Consider the following 24,066-nt stretch of genomic DNA (forward strand, 5'->3'; position numbering starts at 1 on the left):
ACATTTCATCGAAAAAGCACTCCAGGCTTTCGGGATTTAGATTTACTGCTAGAACGATAAGAAAATTACTTAGCAAGAAATGACGAGGCTGCCGGTAGGAACGGTTTAGTCGCGTTTTTTTTGTGTGCTGCAGCATGCATGGAAATGCTCGATATTCTCTCCCAAAATGTAGGTATACAAGGATGAAATCTGTTTTATTTTTCAATGCTCGGATATCCGCTATCATCTTCATTTGCTCCTTGACAACGAAGATTGTAATGCGTGAAGTGCGAGCAGTAATCGTTCCTTGCTACAAGTTGCTGTCTCAAAAATAAGGTTTTTACTTATGAGCCGGCAAACATCATGAAATGAAAAATCATGAAATACGAGGATCCATTCTTGCCGTGCCTTCCATAAGGTAACATACATAGTATGCAATGGAAGAGCGATAAGGAGGGGGACGGCATGGTTTCGAGAAAACGACTTATGGCATTTATTCAGAATGCGGAAAAGGCATGGGAGAAAGTAGTCTTTTCGTATGATCTAAACAGTCCACCGATTCGAATCGGTGATTTTGATTACTACAGACTTCCCTTGCGATTCTCGACCCGAATCAAAATTTTTCGGTATTATCGCCAATTTTGGAACAATGTGTACGCAAATCGCATGATCTGCTCCGCAGGTTTTAAAAACATTCGAGGACGTCTTTACTCTCCTGATGCAGATACGGGGGGATTGCCTAGCAGAGTGTTGGGTTTAAAAATTATAAAACAGACAAGCACAAATATAATAGTTGACGCTATTTTAGGTATTCCAGGCGACTCAATCGCTGATGGGGAAGCTATTCGTTATTTCATCTTGCGCAACCCATCCACCCAAGTACTTACGATCAATTTACGCAGAAGCCGATATGCCGATTACCGTTACGATCCATGCAAAAAAAAGAGTAGGATACTAAGAAGGAAAAAATGAAATAGCGCCTGTTATATAGGGAGATAAATTATTCATTGAAAAAACTGATTGCAGAAAGAAGAGCTAGAGCTTTTATATTGAGATGGATAGTAGCCAAATCGGTAAAATGAATTATTGAACTAACAGAAAACGTTACTTCAATAAAACAGCGACAGCCTAGGACTTTTTTCTCGTCCTGTGCTATCGCTGTTTTAATTTCTAGGTTCAGTGTAATATTTTACTTTCTGCTGACAACTGCATGATTCAGTGTGAACCCCTTGTCATTAACTCCCTATCCCTTTAGCGAGCCGGACGTGATGCCGTTAATGATATATTTTTGCATGAAAATGTAGAACAGAATGAGTGGTGCGACCGCTAGGAGCATCATCGGGAAGAAATTCGTCCAGTCGGTCGAGAATTGCCCAATATTGCGGAACACTTCTAAGAGTAATACACCCTTTGAACGGGATTGCAAGAACAAGAGCGGTGTCATGAAATCATTCCACACACCCAGCGTATTCACGATCGCTACAGTGGCAATCACCGGCATAAGCAGGGGGAACACAATCTGCAAGAAAGTTCTCCACACCCCACAGCCGTCTACTTTTGCTGCTTCTTCCAGTTCAAATGGAACGGTAGAACCGATAAAGCTTTTAATTAAAAAGATAGAGAGCGGGAGGCTGTAACAAATTTCTATAAGAATAACACCCGTGTGGGAATTCATAAGTCCAAGCTGGGATACTTGTTTATAAAGTGCCAAGACCCCCATTTGGTACGGTACCATCATTCCAACCATGAATAAAAGAAACACGAGGCGATTGAAGCGGTTCGTATGTCGTACCAAGCTGTAAGCAGCCATCGCAGAAAACATAACAATACCCGCGACGGAGGAAATCGTAATGAGAAGGTTATTTCCTAACACATGGAAGTAGTTCATTGCTTTAAAGGCGCGAACGTAGTTGTCGAATGTGATATTAATTGGAAGGCCCATCGGACTAGAGACTGCATCAGCTGGGGTTTTAAAAGTCGTGATAATCAAATAGTAAATAGGGATCAAAAAAATCGCGGCTATGACGATCAAGAGAATTTCAGTAACGGCAGACCCTTTAGTATATCGATTCATATTACCGCCGCTCCCACATTTTGATTAGTGTAAAGTGAAGAAAGGTGATCAAGCCAACGAGGATCACGAAGACGATTCCGAATGCGGCTCCGTAGCTATAGAAACCTTCACTGAGCCCTTTTTTGATCATGAGTGATACGATCGTTTCAGTAGAATACCCCGGGCCACCTCCAGTCAAGGCATAAACAATATCAAATACCTTCATCCCGTTTATCATCCCCATAACCGTATTGAAGGTGATCGCTGGAAGCAGTAGAGGAAGCGTGATATAACGGAACAATTGCCACCCGTTCGCTCTGTCGATCTTCGCCGCTTCATAATAATCTGTTGAGATGCTCTGTAAGTTGGCCAAATAAATAACCATTGTGTAACCCACCCACTGCCATACGGAGGCGATGATGACTGAGTAGAGCGCAAGACGCGGATCTCCGAGAAAATTGATGCGTTCGAAGCCAAGAGCAACTACTAGTTGATTAATCAAACCGAAGTCGGAAGGTGAGTACATAAAATTCCAGAGAAAACCGATAACCAATACGCTGAACACCGCAGGAAGGAAGAACGCAGCCCGCAGCAGATTTTTTGTTTTTAATTTTTTATTGAGAAATACCGCTAATGGAATGGCTAGCAAATTCTGTCCGAGCATCGCGAGTACTGCATAGATTAAAGTGTTGCTAATCCCTGTTAAATAGAGGGAATCTTTAAATAGAGCGATATAATTGTTTAGTCCAACATATTTGACAACAACGGGATGCACGTCTGACCAGTTCGTAAAGCTGTATACAGCGGTCTTTAACGTCGGATATATGAAAAAGGTACAATAAATAAGTAAGGCAGGAAGCAGAAGCAGAACATAATTGATTTCTCGTTTGAAAATGTTTGGTTTGTTCATATGCAACAACCTTTAGCTTATAGGATGTACAAGGAGCAAGTCGCTTTGCCCCTTGTAATTTATACGACCTATTTAGATTTCTCCAACAGTTCAACTGCTTTTTTGTCTACCGCTTCTAGTACTTGTCGAGGCGTTTTAGTACCTGCTATGATTTCTTGAATACCTTTTCCTAGATCTGAGAAAGCAGGGCCAGCAACGCCCCAATTATTAACAGGGTACATGACATTGCCCGCCTTGAAAGCTTCTTGAGCACCGTTGTACTCTGCTGGCATTTCAAAAGTAACCCCTTTCAAAAAAGAGGAACCTCCTTTATTATCGACCCAGTAAGCATTCTGACCTTCTGGTGTAGATAACAGGTCAAGCACCTTGTACGCTGCATCCTTGACTTTGGACTTCGCATTCAAACCAAACGATACCCCTGGACCACCGACCATCCAACCCGGGCCACCTTTTGTACCCAGGTTCGGGAACATATCAATCTTCATGTCAGGCGCCTTTTGCTTAAAGGTTTCCATATACCAAGGTCCTGCTTGGAACATAGCTGCCTTGCCACTTGTAAACTCGTCAATCGCTTGTTCTTCTTCAAGCCCAAGCATATCTTTGGTGAAGACACCACGTTTCAAGTATTCGGTCCATGTCGTCAAAGCAGGCTCCAGGGCATCGACCATTTTTGAGTTTCCTTTACCAAAATCATCGTTCCATTTTTTTCCTTCGGTTGTGCCGATAAATTCATTAAGTGCTAAACCAAGGAAGGACTGGCCTGCTACGTTAGGATTTTTTAGACCGATTGCTTGCGGTTTAATTCCATTTTTCTTAAGTACTTCAGCTACTTGGAAATACTCATCAAGCGTTGTTGGTACTTTTAGGTCATATTTGGCAAATAGATCAACATTATAGTAAACCCCGTTAAACCAACTAGCTTGCGGCAATCCGTACAGTTTATTATCAAATGTCGCGGTGGACGTGCCGGTTTCATAATACTTGCTAGCATAACGTTCTGTTAAATCTTCGAAATATCCTGTCTTGACGGTATTTGCGTCGATTACTCCACCGATAATGTCAGGACCTTCGCCTGCTGCAAGCTGGGTCTTGATGACATCTACGTAAGTCTTGTTATCGATGAACTGATACTCCACATCTATATCGGGAAGTTTATCTTTGAATAATTGCAGAAGTGCCTTTACACTGTCTTCTTTGTTCCAATATGATAATCTAACCTTCACTTTTTTTACCGGTTCGGGAGCCTTTGATTCTTTCGGCGCCGCCGTATCATTTGGTGTTGCACTTTCCTTTGTGCTGCTGTTGTTCGTACTGTTGGAACTGCAGCCTGTTATGAGGATTGACAAGGCGAGTAAAGCAGTAGTGGGAATTAACCACGTTCTCTTCATACAAAGACCTCCCAAATTTAAAATTTGTTTTGCGGTATAGATTTCATTGTAATGTAAATACCATTTCCATCGAAATAACAGATTTTTGCGAAATCTAACAGAATCCATCTGACAATAGAAACCAAATCATGTGGTTAATGTAACATGGTATGAATTGGAATGCCTAGTGTGCTATGCTTTGGTTTGTAGTGAGTATCCTCTGGAAGCGAGTAAATACCGCCCGATGAACGGTTAGGAGGAAAATATGTATCATATTCTAGTAGTCGATGATCAACAAGCCGAAATCGATGCTATTGAATGGCTTATTCAGAAGCATGCTCTACCCTTTTCTGTTGCTCAGGCCAACGATGGGGAAGTAGCGCTGGAATATATTAGGGGCCATCATGTAGATCTGTTATTCACGGATATTCGCATGCCATTCATGGACGGTTTAGAGTTAATCAAGCAGGCAAAGATAGTCATTCCGGACCTTAAGGTGCTTATTTACAGTGCTTATGGGGAATTTGAATATGCACAAAAAGCGATTCAACTTGGAACGGTTAGTTATATGTTGAAGCCGATCGATGTGAAGGAATTCCTCAAAATATTCCAATCCATAATCGCTATACTAGAGGACGAACGACTTCAGAGAGAGAAGGACGAGTTGCTGATCAAAGGCTTTCATAAAGGAGTGGCGTATGAGAAAGAAAAGCTCCTGTTTGATCTCATTCAAGGTCGTGAGAGTGACGTCCATTACGAGGAACGGGCAGCTTTTGCTGGACTAAATCATCTGGAAAATAAGCGGATGTATATGATTATGATTGGATTGCAAAATCACTTTTTTGATCAACATCATACAGAAGCGTTTGAATTTCTTCAATCGACTAGTAAACATGAGATGTTTTTATTACATATCAATGAATACCAAAGCATCATGCTCGTCGTAATTGATCCCGCTTCAAAGAACAGCGATAACGGGCAAGAGCTTATGACTTATGGAGAAAAGGTTAAAGAATGGCTGGAGACTCGCTTTGACCGGCGATGTTTAATTATTGTCGGTAGTCCGGTAGATAAGCTAGAGGGGCTTCATGACGAGTTCACCCAAATGGAAGAGTTAATGAATTTTCGGTTTTTTATGGATAGAAGTGTCGTTTGTTCCAAAGATGCCGAAAGCATTCATGACCATATAGACGACGAATCGTTAGAGCTTATGCTTAAGGAGATTTATACTTCCATTGCACGAAATGAATATCGTACACTCGAGCATCAAATAGAGTATCTCATTGCGAGTATGCGAAAAAGTAAGCGCTTTAGTTCTACGTATGCCAAACTTTTATTTACAGAAATATTGAAAAAAGTAGTAGAGCTTCAAGGCAAAAAAAGCAGCAGTTTACTAAAGGAAGGTTTGGAGCGAATCGCACTTTGCAATTCAATTGCTGAGTTGAGGCAAGTCATTTTATCCATTTTTCAGGAACATTTGCTGCAAATTGAAACGAATACAGATGATCAATGCCGCAAAGTAATTGAAGATGTACAGATACTCATCCAGATGGAGTACGGAAATAATATTGGGGTTGACTATTTAGCTAATCGTGTCTTTTTATCGCCAAGTTATTTAAGTTTCCTCTTTAAAAAAAGTACAGGTCAAAGCCTAATCAAATATATTACAGCTGTACGTATGGAGCGAGCGAAGGAGCTACTGCGAGATTCAACGATTAAAGTTGTTGATATTGCCAGTACCGTTGGATTTGCGAATACTTCCTATTTTAATTTAATGTTTAAGCAGCATAACGGCCTGACTCCTATTCAATATCGGGAGGGTGGCGGAAGAAGATGAGTCTGCACAAATTTATTCGTAATATCCGCCTGCGTCAGAAATTATTGCTTTCATATGTGATTGTTATCTTCCTGCCAACGATTGTACTGGGCTTGTATGCCTATCAAAGTTCCAAAGCTTCATTGAAAAGCCAGGTTCAGCAAAGCGCGGATAACGAGGCGAGGAAGCTGGCGTTAGAAATTAGTTACCGTCTTCTGAGACAGGATGTATCCATGAAATCGATTGTATTTCATCCTGCGCTTCTTGATTTGATGAGTAATCCAGATCAGGATTTGTACGCTCAATTTAAGACGTTGAATGATAAAATTGAACCTATTTTTTTTAATTTAATGTATATGGTTGGGGATATGACTGAGATTATGTTGTATTCTGAGAATCGGCAATCCGAATTAGGAAACTTCATTACGCCTTCTTCAGCAGTTAAGGATAAGGATTGGTATGAAGCGACAAAGAGCAGCGAGTCAACGAAGTGGTGGTTCGAGGATGGAGAATTGTTTGCCACTCGAGTGATTCGCGATATCGATCTTCAAATCGTGAGCGCTGAACTTTACGTCCGGTTTGATTACAATAAAATCTTCGGTGATTTCATTGGCAAGATGAATGAAGGTAGGGGCATCATTATTACCGATCAAAAGAATCAGCCGGTGTTAACAGAGCATGCCCCGCAGATGGATGATGTTCAGCTTCAATCCCTTTCAAGGAGTGGTACTTCAAAAGCAAGCTTAGGTGGCGAATCCTACCTAGTTATAAACAAAGATATTCCGCAAACCGATTGGGTCCTGCATTATTTGGTTTCCGATGATCAATACAATACAGGCATTCGCAATATTTTAAGCGCCACGGGTATCATTGTACTCATCTGTATGGTTTTCCTCAGTATCATTATCTTCTTGTTCTCAGAGACGCTGTTAAGAGGAATCGAGAAATTAAACACCAAAATGAAGATGGTGGAAGATGGTGATCTTACGGTTGTTGTATCCACGAATTCCAAAGATGAAATCGGGCAGCTTACCGATCGTTTCGGTTCTATGCTTAAACAAATTAATCAACTCATTTCGGAAGTATATCAAACAAAAGTCACGCAAAAGTCAGCCGAACTCAAAGCGTTGCAAGCTCAGATCAATCCCCACTTTCTATATAATTCTTTATCTTTAATTAATTCCAAAGCGCTGCGAATCGATGCTCAAGAAATTAGTGACTTGGTAAATAACCTTTCTAGTTATTACAGAACGACTTTAAATAAAGGGAAGCAAATTATTGCGATTCAAGATGAATGGACTAACGTTCAAGCATACATACATATTCAATTAGCTATGCACAATTCAAGATTTGACGTAGAATTCGATGCCGACGACAAGGTATTTCAATTTGAAATGATTCATTTGATTTTACAGCCGATAGTTGAAAATGCGATTATGCATGGCATCGATCTGAAGCGGGAGGGGCGAGGTAAACTCATCCTGCGGGCAAGTCTTGACGGTGAGGATATTGTTTTTGTCGTGGAGGATAATGGCGTCGGTATGGAACCGTATATGATCGCACGTATTCTTGAACATGAAAGTTCCGGCTATGGGATTAAAAATGTGCAAGAAAGATTACAGCTCTTATTTGGATCCCAGTACGGGATCAATATTCATAGTCAACCTGGGATTGGCACTTCCGTTATCGTACGCATACCGCAGTATCGTCACATCAGAGAAGAAGATTCATGATCACATAAGGGCCAATGCTCATAAAAGCATGGCCCTTTTTTTGTTTACAATCGAAATCTGTTAGATTTCAAAAAATACTCTTATTTAGCAAGACTTCAATTGAGATTATAATGCATAATGTGAGCGCTTTAAATGTGTTCTAAAATTAAATGAATATGAAAGGATGGTTGATCTATGTTCAAACGGACAATGTATACAATGATCTGTTTCATGATTCTAGGAAGTACATTTTTCCAGGGCAATGCGCCTAGTGTCCATGCTGACAGTAGCAACCTGGACGTGTGGGTGGAAAATGCATTGAAAGCCGTATATAGGACCAGCACGATTCCCGCAAATCATGACAACAGCATTGATCTTGTTTCAGCCAAAAACGAATACGAAAGTGAGCAAATTGCTGTAAGAGGCACAAGCGATTTTAAGATTACAGGAATTGAATTTTCCGATCTTGTATCTCCTGGAAATACAATCTCAAACAGCAACTTAAGCTATCATTTTGAAGAATACATGCTTGAGGATACCGTGCAGCCCAATCAATATCGACCGGATTTGGTAGGCACGCAAATCTACCCCTTATCCGAAATTCCCGACCCGCTTTCGAATGATACCTCTATAAATGTAGCAGCAAATTCAACTCAGCCCATCTTAATAACGAATTATGTCCCTGCCGATGCTGTTCCTGGCCTCTATTTCGGTATAGTTACGGTGAAATCAACTTTGGGCGATTATCAAGTACCTATTAACGTTGAAGTTGCTAACGCTGCAATCCCTCCAACCTCTGAGGCTAATTTCGTTAATTATCAATGGTCGATGACGAATGGTTTTATGATTGGAGGTAATCCACCTGAGATTGTAGATGATCCTTTAACTCAGTCTAGTTATGACGTTGGCGAGAACTATTATGGAGTGGAGACGTATAGCGATGAGTGGTTTGAGCTTATGGATAATTTCGCCAAGACCATGACGGACTATCGCCAGAACATGATTTGGGTTCGTACAGACTTATTATTAAATGAAAAGGGTACAAAAATGGTGTCTTTTAAAGACGGGATACCGGAGAATATCGACTGGTCTTTGTTCGATCGATATGTTCAAACCTTTATGGATAGAGGAATTACTCATTTTGCGAACATACACTTGATCCATGCGTTAGAACAAATGCCACAAAGTGAGAGACCAAACAATAATAATCCACAAGATCCGTGGAAAACGTCGATACCTGAATTCGATTCACTACCTGTTACAGACGCTTATCTTACGAACTACTTGACAGCATTGCACGATCATTTAGAGGAAAAAGGTTGGCTTAATGGCTTCACTTGGTATCAGCATACTAAGGACGAACCTAACGGTTCGAGCATTACAAACTATATGATCTATATCGCTAGAAAAATAAAAGAGGTCGTTCCGGATTTCAAGACTTTGGATGCTGATGCGGCCGGTACTCTAATGAACGATACCATCAAACCTTATGTGGATGTGTGGGTCCCGTTAACACCGGTTTTCCAGGACAAGAAAAATCTCTATAAAGCGGAGCAGGCGGCAGGCAAAGACATGTGGGTGTATACTTGTGATGCGAATCCGGCTCCGTGGTTGAACAGATTCTGGACGCAGCCCATATTGACTGGCAGACTGTTATTCTGGAATCTTAGTCAAGAAGGTGTACAAGGACACTTACATTGGGGATGGAACGTATGGTATGTCCCTCATTATGGAGATTCTACGATCGTATATCCAGACAAGGAACATATGACGGTTAAGAGCTCACTGCGTTACGAGGCCCAAAGAGACGGACTTGAGGAATACGAACTGATGCACCAACTCAAGCAAACCAATCCTGGGCTTGCAAAACGTATAGTAGATAGCGCTGTTAACCCATCTGATCCGAGAAAATATACCCTGGATAATGAATATATCAGCAAGCTTCATGATTATCTGGTTAAAGCGGCGGCCGGAGAAACATTGGGTGAAATTCCTGTGCCAACTAGTCCCTACGATGGGCAGGATGTACCTATGACTTACATGACCGATAACGCGACCGGTGAGATCACTTTTGATGGTGAATGGTTTGCAAAAAGCCGGAAATACGCTTATATGGGAGGCGTTCAAGGCACGTTAAAAGCGGATGATGAATTGACCTATACTTTTACAGGGGCTGGCATCGATCTTATCGCGGAGAAAAATGAAGGCTCTGGTAAAATTTCCGTATCCATCGACGATTCCGCGCCAGTGATTATAGACCTATATGAAAAAGTTCAACTCGATTCGATATCGGTATACAGCAATCATAACTTGTCAGCAGGCAAGCATACGATCAAGGTAGTGAATCTGGAGAACAAAAACCTATTCGTTGACGGCTTCAGAGTAAGCATGTATGAAGGACAGGAGCTCTATGACGGAACGCTGCAAAGTTTGGAAATGACTAACATGCCGTCGGTTATTTTTAATAAAAACAATATCAATTACCAGGCCATTATTCCGAGCGATGTAGATGTGATCACGATTACGCCAACACTTACGGATGCAAATGGCACCCTGGAAATCAACGGGTTACCTTACCGCAGCGGTGAGAGGCTTACATTCAACATCCCTACTGGCAAAAGTAAGATCCTTATTCGCTCTACCGCAAGTGATGGGGAAACCTCGAGAATGTATACTTTAAACTTTCTCAAAGGCAATGTAAATCAACCGACCACCAATATTGCGAGAAGTTATTCAGCGATTACAGCAACAGCTGATAGGGGAGGCAGCAGTGGCTATGGTGTGGCTAATATGGTTGATGGAAGTTACGGTTCCATGTTTGCTAGTATAAGCGGGTATACGAGCATTGTGCCATTCCCACATGAGATCAATCTGACTTGGACTCAACAAAAGACCTTTAATACGATGGTCATGGCCACGCCATCAGGGTTATTACAGGGGATAACGGATATTGATGTTGAGGCTACATCAGATGGAACGAATTGGACCACCTTTGCAAAGAGGGTACCGATTCAATGGTTTAGCAGCACAGACGACAACAAGATGGAATACGCATATGCGAATATCCCTACAGTTAATGACGCACTGAAGCTGAGAATACGGGTCAATGACGCTAACAATACGTATTGGGGCATATACGCGCTATATGAGCTTGAGCTTTATAATCTTCCAGACAACGGAGAGATTCACCCTACAGCAGACGGAACGCTTAGTAATTTAACAATCCCTAATGTTCCTACTTTTACATTTGACAATAGTACGATGACCTACTCAGTAATGATCCCGAATGATTTAAACTCCATCGAGATAACGCCAACACTTTCGGACGGAGCGGGTACCTTGCAGGTCAACGGAAAGACTGTCGCCAATAACACAGCGCAGACTTTTGACATTCCAGTCGGGAAAAGCGTAATTCATATCAGGTCCACTGCAAGCGACGGGACAACTACAAACCTCTACACGTTGAATTTTCTCAAAGGAAATGAGGATGGGATAGGTACCAATATTGCCAGAAGTTATTCTGAGATTACAGCAACGGCAGAACGTGAAGGCGAGGACTATAGTGCCAAAAAAATGGTTGACGGTATTATTTATACCATGTTCGCGAGTTCGCGAGGCTACAATAACGAACATCCGTTTCCGCATGAGATTAATCTTACTTGGGAACAACCGCAAACCTTTAACACCATCGTCATGGCTACGACATCTGGATTAATTCAGGGTATTTCCAATATCGATGTTCAGGCTTCTACAGACGGAATAAACTTTGAAACTATAGTAAGTGGGGTTCCGATCCAATGGAATAGCAACGAAGACGGCGGCGTTATGGAGCATACCTTTGCCAATATTCCTGAAGTACGAGATGCGCTTAAGCTCAGAATAAAGATCAACGATGCGAACTATACGACATGGGGTATGTACGCTATGTATGAGCTTGAGCTCTATAATCTCGCGGAGAACGGAGAAATTGGCGAGAGCAGTAATACGATTACGGCGAGCGCGGGGGACAACGGAACGATCAGTCCAAATGGCGCCGTTGTAGTCAATGAGGGTGATGATCAAACCTTTACCTTCAATCCGAACAATGGATACGAAGTCGACGAGGTATTGTTAGACGGTACCGCCGTGTCGGTGACCGGAAGCGTGTATACGGTTACTAACATAACCGCCGACCATACGATCAATGTTACGTTTAAGCAAAAAGAGACAGGTGGCGAGAACAGTAAGACGATCACGGCGAGTGCGGGGGAAAATGGAACGATCAGTCCGAACGGCGCCGTTGTAGTCAATGAGGGTAATGATCAAACCTTTACATTTAATCCGAATAATGGATACGAAGTCGACGAGGTACTGTTAGACGGTACCGCCGTGTCGGTGACCGAAAACGTGTATACGGTTACTAACATAACTGCCGATCATATGATCAATGTTACATTTAAGCAAAAGGTGACAGGTGGCGAAAATAGTAATCCTCCGACGAGTGGTGAGAATAGTAGTATTCCTTCTACCGGTGGTACAGTCAATGGGAATACCGATGCTCATACACTTGTAGTGAAATCGGAGGACCTTACCACTCCAGCCTCCAACGGAGTCGTGACGATTGTTGCCAAAGATAAAGAGAAAATTGTACTTCCTGCCAATGCAGCCGAACTGCTTGGACTACATCCATTAGTCATTCAAACGGGTTCATTCACATTGGAGGTCCCTGCTGAATTACTTAAACAGTTGACGGATAAATACTCCGCAGAAGCTAAACGAGACAGTACGATAGAGTTAATCATGACTCTCTTATCCGAATCTGATGCTAACAACCTTCTAGCGATAAGGCAGTCTTCCACGCATGCAAATATTAAAATTTCCGGCAATGTGATCAATTTTAGCTTATCGATTGTCGGAAAAGATGGTAAAGTGACAAGCTTGAACAGCTTCGATAAACCGATGACGATTCGATTTAAAGCGGATCCTTCCTTAAATCCGAATCTGACTGGCATTTACTATTTGGCAGACAACGGTACGCTGGAATATGTGCGAGGCACGTTTATAAACGGAGAATGGGTGGCCGATATTCACCATTTCAGTAAATATGCGGTGCTCGAATTCAAGAAATTATTTACCGATGTTAAGTCCACTCACTGGGCGGCCGATGCGATCAAACAGCTAGCAGCGAAGCAATTTATTGAAGGCACTAGCGCGGCAATGTTCGAGCCAGAGCGTTCTATAACACGGGCCGAATTTACGGCGATGCTTGTCAAAGCGTTGAACCTGACATCAGTGGGCGAATCGAAATTTACGGATGTATCGAAGGGTGCCTGGTACGAGGGAGCTGTTTCCATGGCGGTCAAAGCAGGCATTATTAAAGGAATTAGCACAACGTCTTTCAATCCCGATGCTAGCATCAAACGCGAAGAAATAGTCACTATGCTGATGCGGGCGTATGTTATCTTGAAAGACGTCGAGTTGAACGGAAAAACGGCTTCTTCCTTTACCGACGAATCCGCTGTGGCAACCTGGGCGCTTGAGTCAGTAAGAGCGGCGGCGGCACTTCATTTAATTAACGGTCGAGAAGCAAACAAATTCGTTCCGAGCGGGATCACTTCCCGTGCAGAAGCAGCAGCTTTGCTCAATAGAGTTATACACTAGCCGGGTAAACCCCCAATTTCTATATTGGGGGTTTACAATTAATAATTTTACTTTGATGTGACGCGGAGAACCGAAGGAGGCAACCCGATGAACGATATGGAAATCAAGGAACTTCAGCAAGCAGATGTGGCGGAACTGAAAGAAGGCGTCCACGGTTACAGCAGCGAGACGAATTGGGTGAAGCCGGAAAATCCAATTACGCTGGAAAGGTTGGAATGGTTCAAGGATCAGAAATTGGCCCTAATGATGCATTGGGGACCTTATTCGCAGATTGAGGTTGAGTCCTGGATTCTCAGCGACGAAGATGGTGATTGGGCGCGTAAAGATGTCGATTGGACGAGCGACTACGAAAAGATGAAGCGCGAATATTTCGGACTCAACCGCACGTTCAATCCGTTCCGCTTCCAGCCGGAGCTATGGGCGGAAATCGCTGCTGAAGGCGGGTTCAAATATTTGATTTTCACGACCAAACATCACGACGGATATTGCATGTGGGACACACATACGACGAATTACCGAATTACTGGCTCCGAAACGCCGTTTCATGCACATCGCTATGCCGACGTTTGCAAGCATGTGTTTGACGCTTTCCGCAGCAAGGGGCTTGCGATCGCCGCATATTTCTCGAAGGCGGATTGGCAATCGCCGTATTACTGGGCGCCAGGAATGGAACGGGGCAGCAATACGTGGAGAGGGCCTTCGTACTCCCCCGAGGAATATCCGTGGCTGTGGGAGCAATTCGTCGATTTCACCCATGAGCAAATCATGGAGCTGATGAGCCGTTACGGCCGGATCGATATTTTGTGGCTGGATGCGGGCTGGGTTAAAGATAGTGATCAGGTAAAGCAGGACATTCGATTGGGCGAGGTTGTCGAGCGCGCCCGTCAAACGCAGCCGTGGCTGTTATCCGCGGATCGTACAGTCGGAGGGCCTTACGAAAATTACGTGACGCCGGAGCAAACGATTCCGGAGCGTCCGCTGAACGTACCGTGGGAAAGCTGCATTACGATCGGCACACAGTGGGCTTTCAAATACGATGACCAGTATAAATCGGGGAGAGAGCTCGTTCGCATTCTGATGGAAGTCGTATCCAAAGGCGGCAATTTGGCGCTTAACGTAGGTCCTCAACCCGACGGACGATTGCCGGCTGGGGCGGTTAAGAGTATCAATGAGCTGGGCGGATGGATGAAGGTTTACGGTGAAGCGGTATACGGCACACGCGTGTGCGGACCGTATTTTGCCGGTTCCTGCGCGTTCACCTCGAAAGGAAATACCGTATACTGTACGTACTTGTATGAAAGCGCAGATCAAGCCGTAGCTAAGCTCGTTCATATTCCTTATAAGGAGCCCGTTTCAGGCATCGAACTTGTCGGAAGCGACGCTTTGCTGCAGGTTGAGCGTACGCCGGAAGGAATCTCGATCACACTTCCGGATTGCGAATTGAACGGGCAGGCTCCGATCGCCCATGTTTTCCGCATGCAGAAGGGCGAGGAGGCAAAGTGAACGATAAGATTCTTAGCTTTAAGTTATTATACGATGGGGTCTGTGGGCAATAATGCGAGCGCAGAGGTGAGAAGAAGTAGCCGGATGACAAATACATGTTCGAACGCTAACCCGCGTAAATCGCGGTTTTTTTCCTTTGTCAGCGTATATTCTTGCCAGAAATCATTGTCAAGAATAAGTACCGTTAGCTGATGCTAGAAATAGGCTTATGCTAAGGAAGAGGATACCGACCATGGACTGGGGCTAGACTTAAGTTGGAAATTATTCTCACCTTTTTATTGCATCTTCCTCGCCTTTTTGCTATATTTGATATTAACAAATTGTTATTATCAAAAAGTTACTAACAATAAACTGAATGGTGAAGATTAGGGGATTTAATGAAAGGGAGCGGATGAAAGTGGATAAAACATGGGGTGGTTGGAATCTGTTTGAAATCGTCTGGCTAGTTTTATTTACCTCTATTGCTGTTGCGTTTACCGTTATTTCTAAAGATTCCTTATTCGGATTTACGGTCTTTATGACCGGGGTGCTGTGTGTGGTGCTCGCGGCGAAAGGAAACCTGATGAGTTATGTTTTCGGAATGTACAATACCGTTGGTTACGCGTACTTGGCTTATATAAACGGTTTGTTTGGAGAGGTCATGCTGAATTTGTTATTCTTTGTACCTATGAATGTCATTGGCTTCTATATGTGGAAAAACAACCGCCAAGACGGCAAGCTATCCATGCGACAGATGGATCTTAAGTGGCTGTTCCTTGTTGGAGCGGTCTGCGTAATAGGCTGCCTGTTACTGGGAATCGGGCTATCGTTCATCCCAGGGCAGAACTCGCCTTATATAGATGCTATTACAACGGTATTATCCATTGTGGCTACCTTTTTAATGGTCAGAAGATTTAAGGAACAATGGCTGGTCTACATTGTTTTGAATATGTTTACGGTGCTGCTGTGGGTAATTCGGATGCTAGAAGGCAGTAGCGAAGGGGTGCTAATGATCGTCATGTGGAGTGCATATCTGATTAATGCGGCATACGGCTATTACAATTGGAATAAAGGGGCTAAGGAGGTATCGGTATGAAGACGCTTGGATTAACGCTAGGGAAGTTTGCCCCGTTGCATAAAGGACATCAATTCATGATCGAGACGGCGTTGCAAGAGGTCGACGAATTGATTGTGGTAATCTACGAAACGACGGTGACCCCGATTCCGCTTCATATCCGGGCGAACTGGATCCGCAAGCTCTATCCGACGGTCCGGGTAATCGAAGCTTGGGACGGTCCAGACGGGTATTCGAACGATCGGGAGCATGAGATTCGAGAGGAGCAGTATATTTTAGGGCTGTTGAAGGGCGAGCAAGTGACGCATTTTTACTCTAGTGAGTTTTACGGTGAGCATATGAGTGTCGCATTAGGCGCGGCGGACCGGCGGGTGGATGAAGCCCGTGAGCGGGTGCCGATTTCGGCCACGATGGTACGAGCCGACCCTTATAAATATCGCAGATTTGTAAGTGATGTAGTGTATAGGGGGTTAATCACGAAAGTGGTTTTTGTGGGAGCGATGTCGACTGGCAAATCTACAATCACCGAAGCGCTGGCGCGGCGGTATCGCACAACCTTTGCGAGCGAATATGGGCGTGATTACTGGACCGAGCATCAAGTAGATCGTAGAATCAGCCTAGAAGCGTTTGATGAGATCGCTTTGGGCCATATCGAACGTGAGGAGCAGGCGCTGCTGGAAGCTAACCGATATCTCTTTGTCGATACCAATGCAATTACCACATATATGTTTGCTTTGGATTACCACGGCCAGGCTCCTGAGTGCTTAGCCCGGATCGCATTAGAAAACGCGCAGCGCTACGATCTGTTTTTCCTGTGTGACGATGATATTCCTTATGAGAATACATGGGACCGTAGCGGGGATCAGAAGCGGCATGTTTTTCATAAGCAAATCATTGCCGATTTGAAAGAGCGGCGGATTCCCTATATCACGTTGCGAGGAAACCTAGAGGAACGAATGCACAAAGTAAGTGAGGTCTTGGCAAAGTTCGAGCCCTACCGGAATTATTTCGGAGAGATGAATGGCTAGAATAAAGAACAAAGGAGGCAAGGATACATGAATATGTTGGATCGCGATGGACTTACGGAACGTCAATTTTTAGAGCAGTACCATGTCGGGGATTTCGAGCGGCCTTCGGTGGCGGCGGACATGGTCATTTTCACCGTTACGAACACGGAGGCGGACAGCTATCGCAAGCTTCCGGAAAAAGAGCTGCGAATTCTGCTCATTCAGCGGGGAGGTCACCCGTTCCTGGGCAATTGGGCACTTCCAGGCGGTTTCGTCCGGCCGGACGAGACGACAGAGCAGGCGGCGGTGAGGGAGCTGAGTGAGGAAACCGGTGTGGATGACGTTTATTTGGAGCAGTTGTACACCTTCAGCGATGTTGGAAGGGACCCTCGTACCTGGGTGATGAGCTGTAGCTACATGGCCTTAATCAACAGTGATCAGGTACAGCTGAAAGCAGGAGATGACGCTGTCCATGCTGCCTGGTTCAAGGTAACCTATCGGCTTCTGCGCGAGCGGAAAGAGATTATTGAGGATGGGTATGTGAAAACGAAGGTATACGAGCTCAAGCTAAGTAGCGATGAAGAAGAGTTTACGGCAGTTGTGGGTCGGACGATGACATCAAAGTCGGCCTCTACGTCAACCGCATACTCCATTGTATCAAATGACGGATTGGCTTTTGATCATGCGAAGATTATAGCTTGCGCTATTGAGAGACTGCGGGGAAAAGTGAATTACACCGATATTGCGCTAAACTTGATGCCGGGTCTCTTCACTTTGACGGATCTACAGCAGGTTTATGAGGTGATCTTAGACAAAGAGCTGCTGAAAGCCGCATTCCGGCGTAAAGTAGCGGATCTCGTAGCGGAGACCGATCATTATACTGAAAATGCGGGACACCGTCCTTCCCGCTTATATCGGAGAAATATGGAGGAATATCAATGATATACAATATAGAGCAGTTAAGAAAAGCTTATATCGCGGGCAAAACGTTCAAGTTTGTGTTCTTCTGGGGCCATACACCGCCAAAGCACGACGGCGTCGACAAAAGCTGCTTCAGCCAATGGTGGATGAGTCCTTTCGTGGTAGAGGGGATCGAGTATTCCTGTGTCGAGCAGTTTATGATGTCCGAGAAAGCAAGACTGTTTGGAGATGACGATATGTTGGACGCGATCCTTAAAGCTAAGCATCCCAAGGAGATGAAAGCCTACGGGCGTGCAGTAAGAAACTTCGAAAATGACACTTGGGATAAAGAATGCTATGACATTGTCAAAAGAGGAAATATAGCCAAATTTTCGCAGAATCCGAAGCTTGGCGAATACCTCAAGTCAACGAAAAACCGTATTCTCGTCGAAGCTAGCCCACAGGATCGCATTTGGGGAATAGGCATGAGCCAGTCCAATCCGGATGCGGAGAATCCTATAAAATGGCGGGGTAGGAATCTACTTGGATTCGTGCTGACCGAAGTGAGGGACGAATTGCTGCGGGATTAACTTCATCCTATATTTAAATGAAAAGATAACGATATCCCTTTGGATTTCGTTATCTTTTTTGTTCACCCTCTAAAAGCCGAAGCTTCATCACCCCAGGTGTACAGCCATAAGTATTTCGGAAGATTCGGATAAAATAATTCGTCTCCATTCCCAGTTGAATCGCAATATCCTGAACGAGAATATCAGCATTCTCTGTCATTAACTGTATCGCACGTTCTAGTCGCAGATTCTGTAGATATTTATGTGGAGTTACGGCATATTCCTGTACGAATAGACGTTGGAAATGCTGGACGGAATACCCCACAGCAGCTGCTAGATTGGAGATAAGGAGTGGCTCAGTATAATGTTCGTTAATAAGTTCAACTGCTTTAGCCAACGCTTCATTACGCACAGACTCAAGTTCTAAACGACTGCCTGAGGAGTGTATGGATTCAGAACGACGTAACATCAGAAGTAATCGATATAGGGTTATAGATAGATCCTCCATCCCTTGCTCGTCTTGACGACTAGCCGTCTGATTGTTCACCGTATGCCAGATCTTTCCGATTTCCTCCCAACATTGTTCAAAACGAGCAGGATGATAAGGGAGATAAGGGAGAAGGCCAATCCCCTCCAGCATTCCCTGCGACTGACTCCCTTCGATTCCGATGAAACCCACATGCCATGGTTCATGTGAGGTAGGATAATATTCGTGTCCTCGATCCGGTGGGAAGGCGAAAGCCATTCCAGGTTCTAGTATGATTTCAGTACCGCTCTCCAGATCACGAAACAACCCAGTTCCGGTACGAATCAGAAAAATTTGATGAACAGGAAAACCTGTAGGGCGCACATGATGAAATTGTATATGACGACCTACAGAGTAGGGATATAAGGGAAGCGTCTCAGCGTCGCGCGGTAGTTCTATCAGTGAAAAAGGAAGCAGGATGATTCACCTCATATTCATTTTGTACTATCACTTCGAGAGTATATTCCTACTGATCGGGATGAATTTTCTTATATTATAAATAGTATAAATGATGATTCATGAATTTGATAGCTTAAGCATCTAGCGTCTCATCAGAGAATAGTCCCATTCAAAAAATGGGCAGAATTGAGAGGATGATCTTACATTATGACTAAAAAACACTCTCCGATTAGCAGCAAAGCTCCAGTGATGCTGCACGGTGCCGATTATAATCCTGAGCAATGGCTGAAGTACCCAGAAATTTTACTTGAGGATATTCGTCTGATGAAGCTTGCGAATTGCAATGTGATGTCTGTCGGGATTTTTTCTTGGGTATCCCTAGAGCCTGAAGAAGGTGTGTTCACTTTCGATTGGCTCGATAGTGTTTTGGATTCTTTTGCAGAGAATGGGATTTATGCTTTCCTGGCAACTCCTAGTGGAGCACGACCTGCTTGGATGTCTGAGAAGTACCCTGAAGTTCTAAGAGTGGAACGTAATCGTGTTCACAATTTACATGGCTTCCGTCATAATCATTGCTTCACCTCGCCTGTGTATCGGGAAAAGACTGCGATTTTAAATGCGAAGCTAGCAGAACGTTATAGCCAGCATCCTGCGGTTATCGGTTGGCATATTTCGAATGAGTTCGGTGGCGAATGTCACTGTGATCTTTGTCAGAATGCTTTTAGAGATTGGTTAAAGGTCAAATACAATAACAGTCTGGATGAGGTGAATCATGCTTGGTGGGCTACTTTTTGGAGTCATACCTACACTTCATGGACACAGATTGAATCCCCGGCTCCACATGGAGAGACGCAAGTACATGGCTTGAACCTCGACTGGCGGCGGTTTGTCAGTGAACGGACGATTGACTTCTGTCAGCATGAGATCAATGTTGTTCGTCCTTACAATCCTGCACTGCCTATTACAACGAATATGCATATGATCGATGGCATTGATTACCGCGAACTGGCTAAAATTCTGGATGTTGTCTCATGGGATGCTTATCCAGAATGGCATTATACCGAAGATGGTGACGATGCTAGACTGGCGGCATGGACGGCAATGCACTACGATTTAATGCGTTCTTTTAAAAAGAAACCGTTCCTGCTCATGGAAAGCACGCCATCTCTTACGAACTGGCAATCGGTCAGTAAGCTGAAGCGTCCAGGCATGCACAAGCTGTCTTCGCTTCAAGCGGTAGCACATGGTTCGGATTCTGTGCAATACTTCCAATGGCGTAAAAGCCGGGGCTCTAGTGAGAAGTTCCACGGTGCAGTTGTTGACCATAGCGGCCACTCCGAGACTCGTGTGTTTAAAGACGTTACAGAGGTAGGAAAGACGCTGGCGGGAATGACAGAAGTAGTAGGTACATCAACTCCAGTAAAAACAGCGATTATTTTCGATTGGGACAACCGCTGGGCGATCAAGGATGCGCAAGGCATTCGTAATTCCGGATTGCGTTATGAGGAGACTGTACTACAGCATTATCGTGCCCTTTGGGAGCTAGGCATTCCAGTTGATATGATCGGATCAGGGGATGATCTGTCCGCTTACAAGCTGGTGATCGCACCTATGTTATATCTGATCAGTGAAGAGAATGGAAAGCGTATCGAGAAGTTTGTTGAGCAAGGCGGAACTTTCCTTGCAACCTATTGGTCTGGTGTCGTTAACGAAACGGATTTATGTCATTTGGGTGGATTCCCAGGACCGCTACGTAGAACGCTCGGCATTTGGGCAGAAGAGACCGAAGGGCTGCATAGCCGTGATTTGAATGGTGTTGTAATGCAGGCGAGCAATGCACTTAATCTTAGTGGAGATTATGATGCGCATGAAATTGCTGAGCTGATCCACTTAGAAGGTGCGGAAGCATTAGGCACTTATCGCAGCGATTTCTATGCTGGCCGTCCAGCGCTTACGGTAAATCGTTTCGGTGAAGGAAATGCGTATCATCTCGCTACTCGTGTAAAAGATGCCTCTTTCTACGTTGAATTGTATGCTGCAATCACTGCAAAAGCGGGAATTACTCGTGCGCTTGATAGTGAGCTTCCAACTGGTGTGACAGCGCAGCTTCGTACGGATGGAGAGAGTGATTATATTTTTGTGCAAAACTACAGCGGCAGTCCGCAAGCGGTACAATTAGATGGAGCGGATTATACGGATTTGTGCTCAGGCACTGCTGCTCCGTCTGTGTTAAATCTAGCTGTAAATGATCTCGCAATGTTGAAGCGTAAATCGTTAGTATAAAAAGAAGGCAGGACCTGAGGGATTCAGGTTCTGCCTTTTTACTATCAATCCATAAATCGTCCCATCATAATCGTGTTATAGAATTTTCCGTCAGCAAGAATCTTATCATTTATTAATATTCCCTCGATCTCAAAGCCAAGCTTCTGATAAAGGGTGATAGCTTTGTCGTTCGTTTCGAGGACATTTAAAGTGATTTTTTGGATACCGTTAGCGTCGGCCCAAGCAATAGATTCTGCTAAAAGATTCTTTCCAATTCCATAACCCCAATAATTCTGCAGCACACATACTCCGAACTCGACTTTATGAGCGAATCTTGCTAATGAATGGCCTTCGCATCTAGAGAACCCAACGATTTGATTATTAACTACCGCGATTAGAAATAAGTTTCTTAGTTTCTCTGAATCAGATAGAATAAGCTGCTGAAACCCTATTTCGTCTATAAAAGCCTCCCCTGGTTCTCTGTCTAAATTCTCGGTCTCACCATCAATTTGTACTCTTAATTTGGACAATGTCATAGCATCCGTAGTGATTGCAGATCTAATAGTGTATTGGGTTCCTTTCACGGTAAATGTTCGTTGATCAATAATCATTTGTCCTCCGTTACTACTGGTGATTTTAGAAATATAGCTTCGATACCCTCGATAATACGAGTATAATAACCCACTTCATGGGGTACAAAATGGGTCATGTCTACATCCTGCTCAATGGTAATTCTATGTCCATGCGGATCGATTTGAAAACCGTTGACTTGTAGACTATGTATTTCTCCCTGCCAAAATCTGCGGAAATCAGAGAACTTAGCTTTGACAATGCCGGCGACCTCTTCTTTTTGTAGCTGAAAATCTTCTAGACGATAGGAATTGTTATAAACAAAGACATGCGCTCGTTCATTATCGATAAGTTTTTCTTTTTTCATACTATAAGGAATTGTCCCTAGCGGGATCAGGTCTTTTAAGGATAAATCCAGTCCCAGCTCTTCATGAACCTCGCGTGTTCCATCTTCTACAGTTTCGTTTGCCAGCAAATGTCCGGCGGCCGTGATGTCCAGTAGTCCCGCATAATCTTGTTTCTGTTCACTCCGAAGTTGTAAATAGATATAGGGTATTTCCTGATCTTTGCTTATAAACCAGCAGTGGAAAGTCTCATGCCAATGTCCTAACCGATGTACCTCTTCACGTGGAGCCGTACCTGTTCGGTTGCCTACTTCATCAAAAATGGTAAGTATCTCATTATGCATAGAAAAGCTCCTTTGTGATGATTTTTTCTTTCTAAAGCCTATCATAAAAACGTTCGAATTACCCTAAATGTTAGGGAGGTTCTTATTGACAACAGCTAGAATGAAATGTATATTTTTGGATGTTAATCAAAGGAGGAGTTAAATGAATTTAGTAACCATGAAGCAGAAGGATTTGGACACTTTTAGTGATGAAAGATTAGGATGGGCCTGTATGGAGCCTACCTTTCAGCAGATTCGCGCAAAATCACCATCGATCAAATCCGAAGTGATCTCAAAGCTCACAGATGGACAGAAAGCACTTTGTATGTTCAGAGTAATGCATGATCACAGCCGTAATTCCGAAGGGGAGTATTATGCTTGGATTTCTTACATGCAAGACCTGCCGGGGTATTGGACAGGGGTGATGGGAGGCATACGATTTTTTGGCGATGATCCGATGATTCTTTTGCTTCAGGAAACAAAGGCATTTCTCGAAGAAAGAAACAATCGATTAGGAATACAGTGGGTTGATGCTACCATCACGGATCTCGATCGAGATCCTGAGTTGTTGAATGAGATGAGTGGTTTATTTGAACGATTTAAGAACATAGCCGAAGATAGCCAAAGGTTGATTGGCGAGTATATTCGGGCACATCCGGGAGAATTTGTGGAGATAGAAGGCTAATAATTATGAAAAAAAGTAAATTATTTTTATTGTTTCTTATAGTAATAAATCTGCTTCTTTATGGAGTTCCCTTATATCACAGTTATAATTCATTTCAAAATCTTGTACTGGATCGAATCGATGCTACTCAAATCACCTCCATTAGAGTTCTTAAGAGTTCTAATGAACAAGAAATTAAAGTGGATGACCCGAAAGAAATTGAAAAGATCATACATGAGTTTTCTGACGTGAAATTAAAAAGAAGTGATGCATCAGAACGACCTGCGGAGACCTATTGGATAAGAATATATGTAAATAAAGATCAGCGCTTTGGAATGACACTCTATGGCACAGATTACTTGTATTTCAGCGATCGATCTAGTAATAGTAAGTATCACTCTGGAAATTTTAAGATTACTAGTAAATTTGATGGGGAATCCATTACAAGCTTGTTTAAGTAAAAATAAC

Annotated in this window: 18 protein-coding genes; 12 read left to right on the forward strand and 6 right to left on the reverse strand. The window is 43.6% G+C overall.

Annotated elements, in window-relative coordinates; translation table 11 throughout:
- The first annotated feature begins 444 nt into the window (after window positions 1–444).
- The gene (locus NSQ29_RS08685) at window positions 445–951 is read left to right on the forward strand and encodes a DL-endopeptidase inhibitor IseA family protein (protein ID WP_339265488.1); all 507 of its coding nucleotides are present in this window, start codon (window positions 445–447) and stop codon (window positions 949–951) included.
- A gap of 271 nt (window positions 952–1,222) precedes the next feature.
- On the opposite strand, the gene NSQ29_RS08690 is transcribed toward NSQ29_RS08685, so the two are convergent.
- From NSQ29_RS08690 to NSQ29_RS08700, 3 genes are all read right to left on the reverse strand, one after another.
- On the reverse strand, window positions 1,223–2,053 hold the full coding sequence (locus tag NSQ29_RS08690; protein WP_341124810.1) for a carbohydrate ABC transporter permease: 831 nt from the start codon (window positions 2,051–2,053) through the stop codon (window positions 1,223–1,225).
- Between the two features lies 1 nt (window position 2,054).
- On the reverse strand, window positions 2,055–2,942 hold the full coding sequence (locus tag NSQ29_RS08695; RefSeq protein WP_341124811.1) for a carbohydrate ABC transporter permease: 888 nt from the start codon (window positions 2,940–2,942) through the stop codon (window positions 2,055–2,057).
- 68 nt (window positions 2,943–3,010) lie between these two features.
- Window positions 3,011–4,330 carry an ABC transporter substrate-binding protein gene (locus tag NSQ29_RS08700; protein WP_076300600.1) on the reverse strand — a complete coding sequence of 440 codons (1,320 nt, stop codon included), beginning with the start codon at window positions 4,328–4,330 and terminating at the stop codon, window positions 3,011–3,013.
- A gap of 244 nt (window positions 4,331–4,574) precedes the next feature.
- Here NSQ29_RS08700 and NSQ29_RS08705 point away from each other — a divergent pair, with 244 nt between their 5' ends.
- From NSQ29_RS08705 to NSQ29_RS08740, 8 genes are all read left to right on the forward strand, one after another.
- Window positions 4,575–6,146 (forward strand): response regulator transcription factor, encoded by a 1,572-nt coding sequence (locus tag NSQ29_RS08705; RefSeq protein WP_341124812.1) that lies wholly within the window; start codon window positions 4,575–4,577, stop codon window positions 6,144–6,146.
- On the forward strand, window positions 6,143–7,858 hold the full coding sequence (locus tag NSQ29_RS08710) for a cache domain-containing sensor histidine kinase (protein ID WP_341124813.1): 1,716 nt from the start codon (window positions 6,143–6,145) through the stop codon (window positions 7,856–7,858). The genes NSQ29_RS08705 and NSQ29_RS08710 overlap by 4 nt, the downstream gene beginning before the upstream one ends.
- A 174-nt stretch (window positions 7,859–8,032) precedes the next feature.
- Window positions 8,033–13,477, forward strand: coding sequence for a glycoside hydrolase domain-containing protein (locus tag NSQ29_RS08715; RefSeq protein ID WP_341124814.1), 5,445 nt, complete (start codon window positions 8,033–8,035; stop codon window positions 13,475–13,477).
- Window positions 13,478–13,573: 96 nt separating this feature from the next.
- On the forward strand, window positions 13,574–14,980 hold the full coding sequence (locus NSQ29_RS08720) for an alpha-L-fucosidase (protein WP_445739187.1): 1,407 nt from the start codon (window positions 13,574–13,576) through the stop codon (window positions 14,978–14,980).
- 397 nt (window positions 14,981–15,377) lie between these two features.
- On the forward strand, window positions 15,378–16,055 hold the full coding sequence (gene pnuC / locus NSQ29_RS08725) for a nicotinamide riboside transporter PnuC (protein WP_256721747.1): 678 nt from the start codon (window positions 15,378–15,380) through the stop codon (window positions 16,053–16,055).
- Window positions 16,052–17,062 carry an AAA family ATPase gene (locus NSQ29_RS08730; RefSeq protein ID WP_341124816.1) on the forward strand — a complete coding sequence of 337 codons (1,011 nt, stop codon included), beginning with the start codon at window positions 16,052–16,054 and terminating at the stop codon, window positions 17,060–17,062. Before pnuC ends, NSQ29_RS08730 begins: the two co-directional genes overlap by 4 nt.
- 27 nt (window positions 17,063–17,089) lie before the next feature.
- Window positions 17,090–17,983, forward strand: a complete 894-nt coding sequence (locus tag NSQ29_RS08735) for an NUDIX hydrolase (protein ID WP_341124817.1) — start codon at window positions 17,090–17,092, stop codon at window positions 17,981–17,983.
- Window positions 17,980–18,531, forward strand: coding sequence for an NADAR family protein (locus NSQ29_RS08740; RefSeq protein ID WP_341124818.1), 552 nt, complete (start codon window positions 17,980–17,982; stop codon window positions 18,529–18,531). The genes NSQ29_RS08735 and NSQ29_RS08740 overlap by 4 nt, the downstream gene beginning before the upstream one ends.
- Window positions 18,532–18,580: 49 nt before the next feature.
- Here NSQ29_RS08740 and NSQ29_RS08745 read toward each other — a convergent pair whose 3' ends face one another.
- A complete protein-coding gene (locus tag NSQ29_RS08745) occupies window positions 18,581–19,360 on the reverse strand; it encodes an AraC family transcriptional regulator (RefSeq protein WP_341124819.1) in 780 nt (259 codons plus the stop codon).
- Window positions 19,361–19,642: 282 nt separating this feature from the next.
- Here NSQ29_RS08745 and NSQ29_RS08750 point away from each other — a divergent pair, with 282 nt between their 5' ends.
- The gene (locus tag NSQ29_RS08750) at window positions 19,643–21,718 is read left to right on the forward strand and encodes a beta-galactosidase (RefSeq protein ID WP_340970715.1); all 2,076 of its coding nucleotides are present in this window, start codon (window positions 19,643–19,645) and stop codon (window positions 21,716–21,718) included.
- A 44-nt stretch (window positions 21,719–21,762) separates the two neighbouring features.
- On the opposite strand, the gene NSQ29_RS08755 is transcribed toward NSQ29_RS08750, so the two are convergent.
- Both NSQ29_RS08755 and NSQ29_RS08760 read right to left on the reverse strand, forming a co-directional pair.
- A complete protein-coding gene (locus NSQ29_RS08755; RefSeq protein ID WP_341124820.1) occupies window positions 21,763–22,308 on the reverse strand; it encodes a GNAT family N-acetyltransferase in 546 nt (181 codons plus the stop codon).
- Window positions 22,305–22,955, reverse strand: a complete 651-nt coding sequence (locus NSQ29_RS08760) for an NUDIX hydrolase (RefSeq protein ID WP_341124821.1) — start codon at window positions 22,953–22,955, stop codon at window positions 22,305–22,307. The genes NSQ29_RS08755 and NSQ29_RS08760 overlap by 4 nt, the downstream gene beginning before the upstream one ends.
- A gap of 142 nt (window positions 22,956–23,097) precedes the next feature.
- Here NSQ29_RS08760 and NSQ29_RS08765 point away from each other — a divergent pair, with 142 nt between their 5' ends.
- Window positions 23,098–23,619: a hypothetical protein gene (locus NSQ29_RS08765; protein WP_341124822.1), complete on the forward strand. Its 522-nt coding sequence runs from the start codon at window positions 23,098–23,100 to the stop codon at window positions 23,617–23,619.
- 5 nt (window positions 23,620–23,624) lie between these two features.
- On the forward strand, window positions 23,625–24,059 hold the full coding sequence (locus NSQ29_RS08770) for a DUF5301 domain-containing protein (protein WP_076300612.1): 435 nt from the start codon (window positions 23,625–23,627) through the stop codon (window positions 24,057–24,059).
- The last annotated feature ends 7 nt before the right edge of the window (window positions 24,060–24,066 follow it).

Source organism: Paenibacillus sp. FSL F4-0236 (genome assembly GCF_038000135.1).
Taxonomy (GTDB): domain Bacteria; phylum Bacillota; class Bacilli; order Paenibacillales; family Paenibacillaceae; genus Paenibacillus_AQ.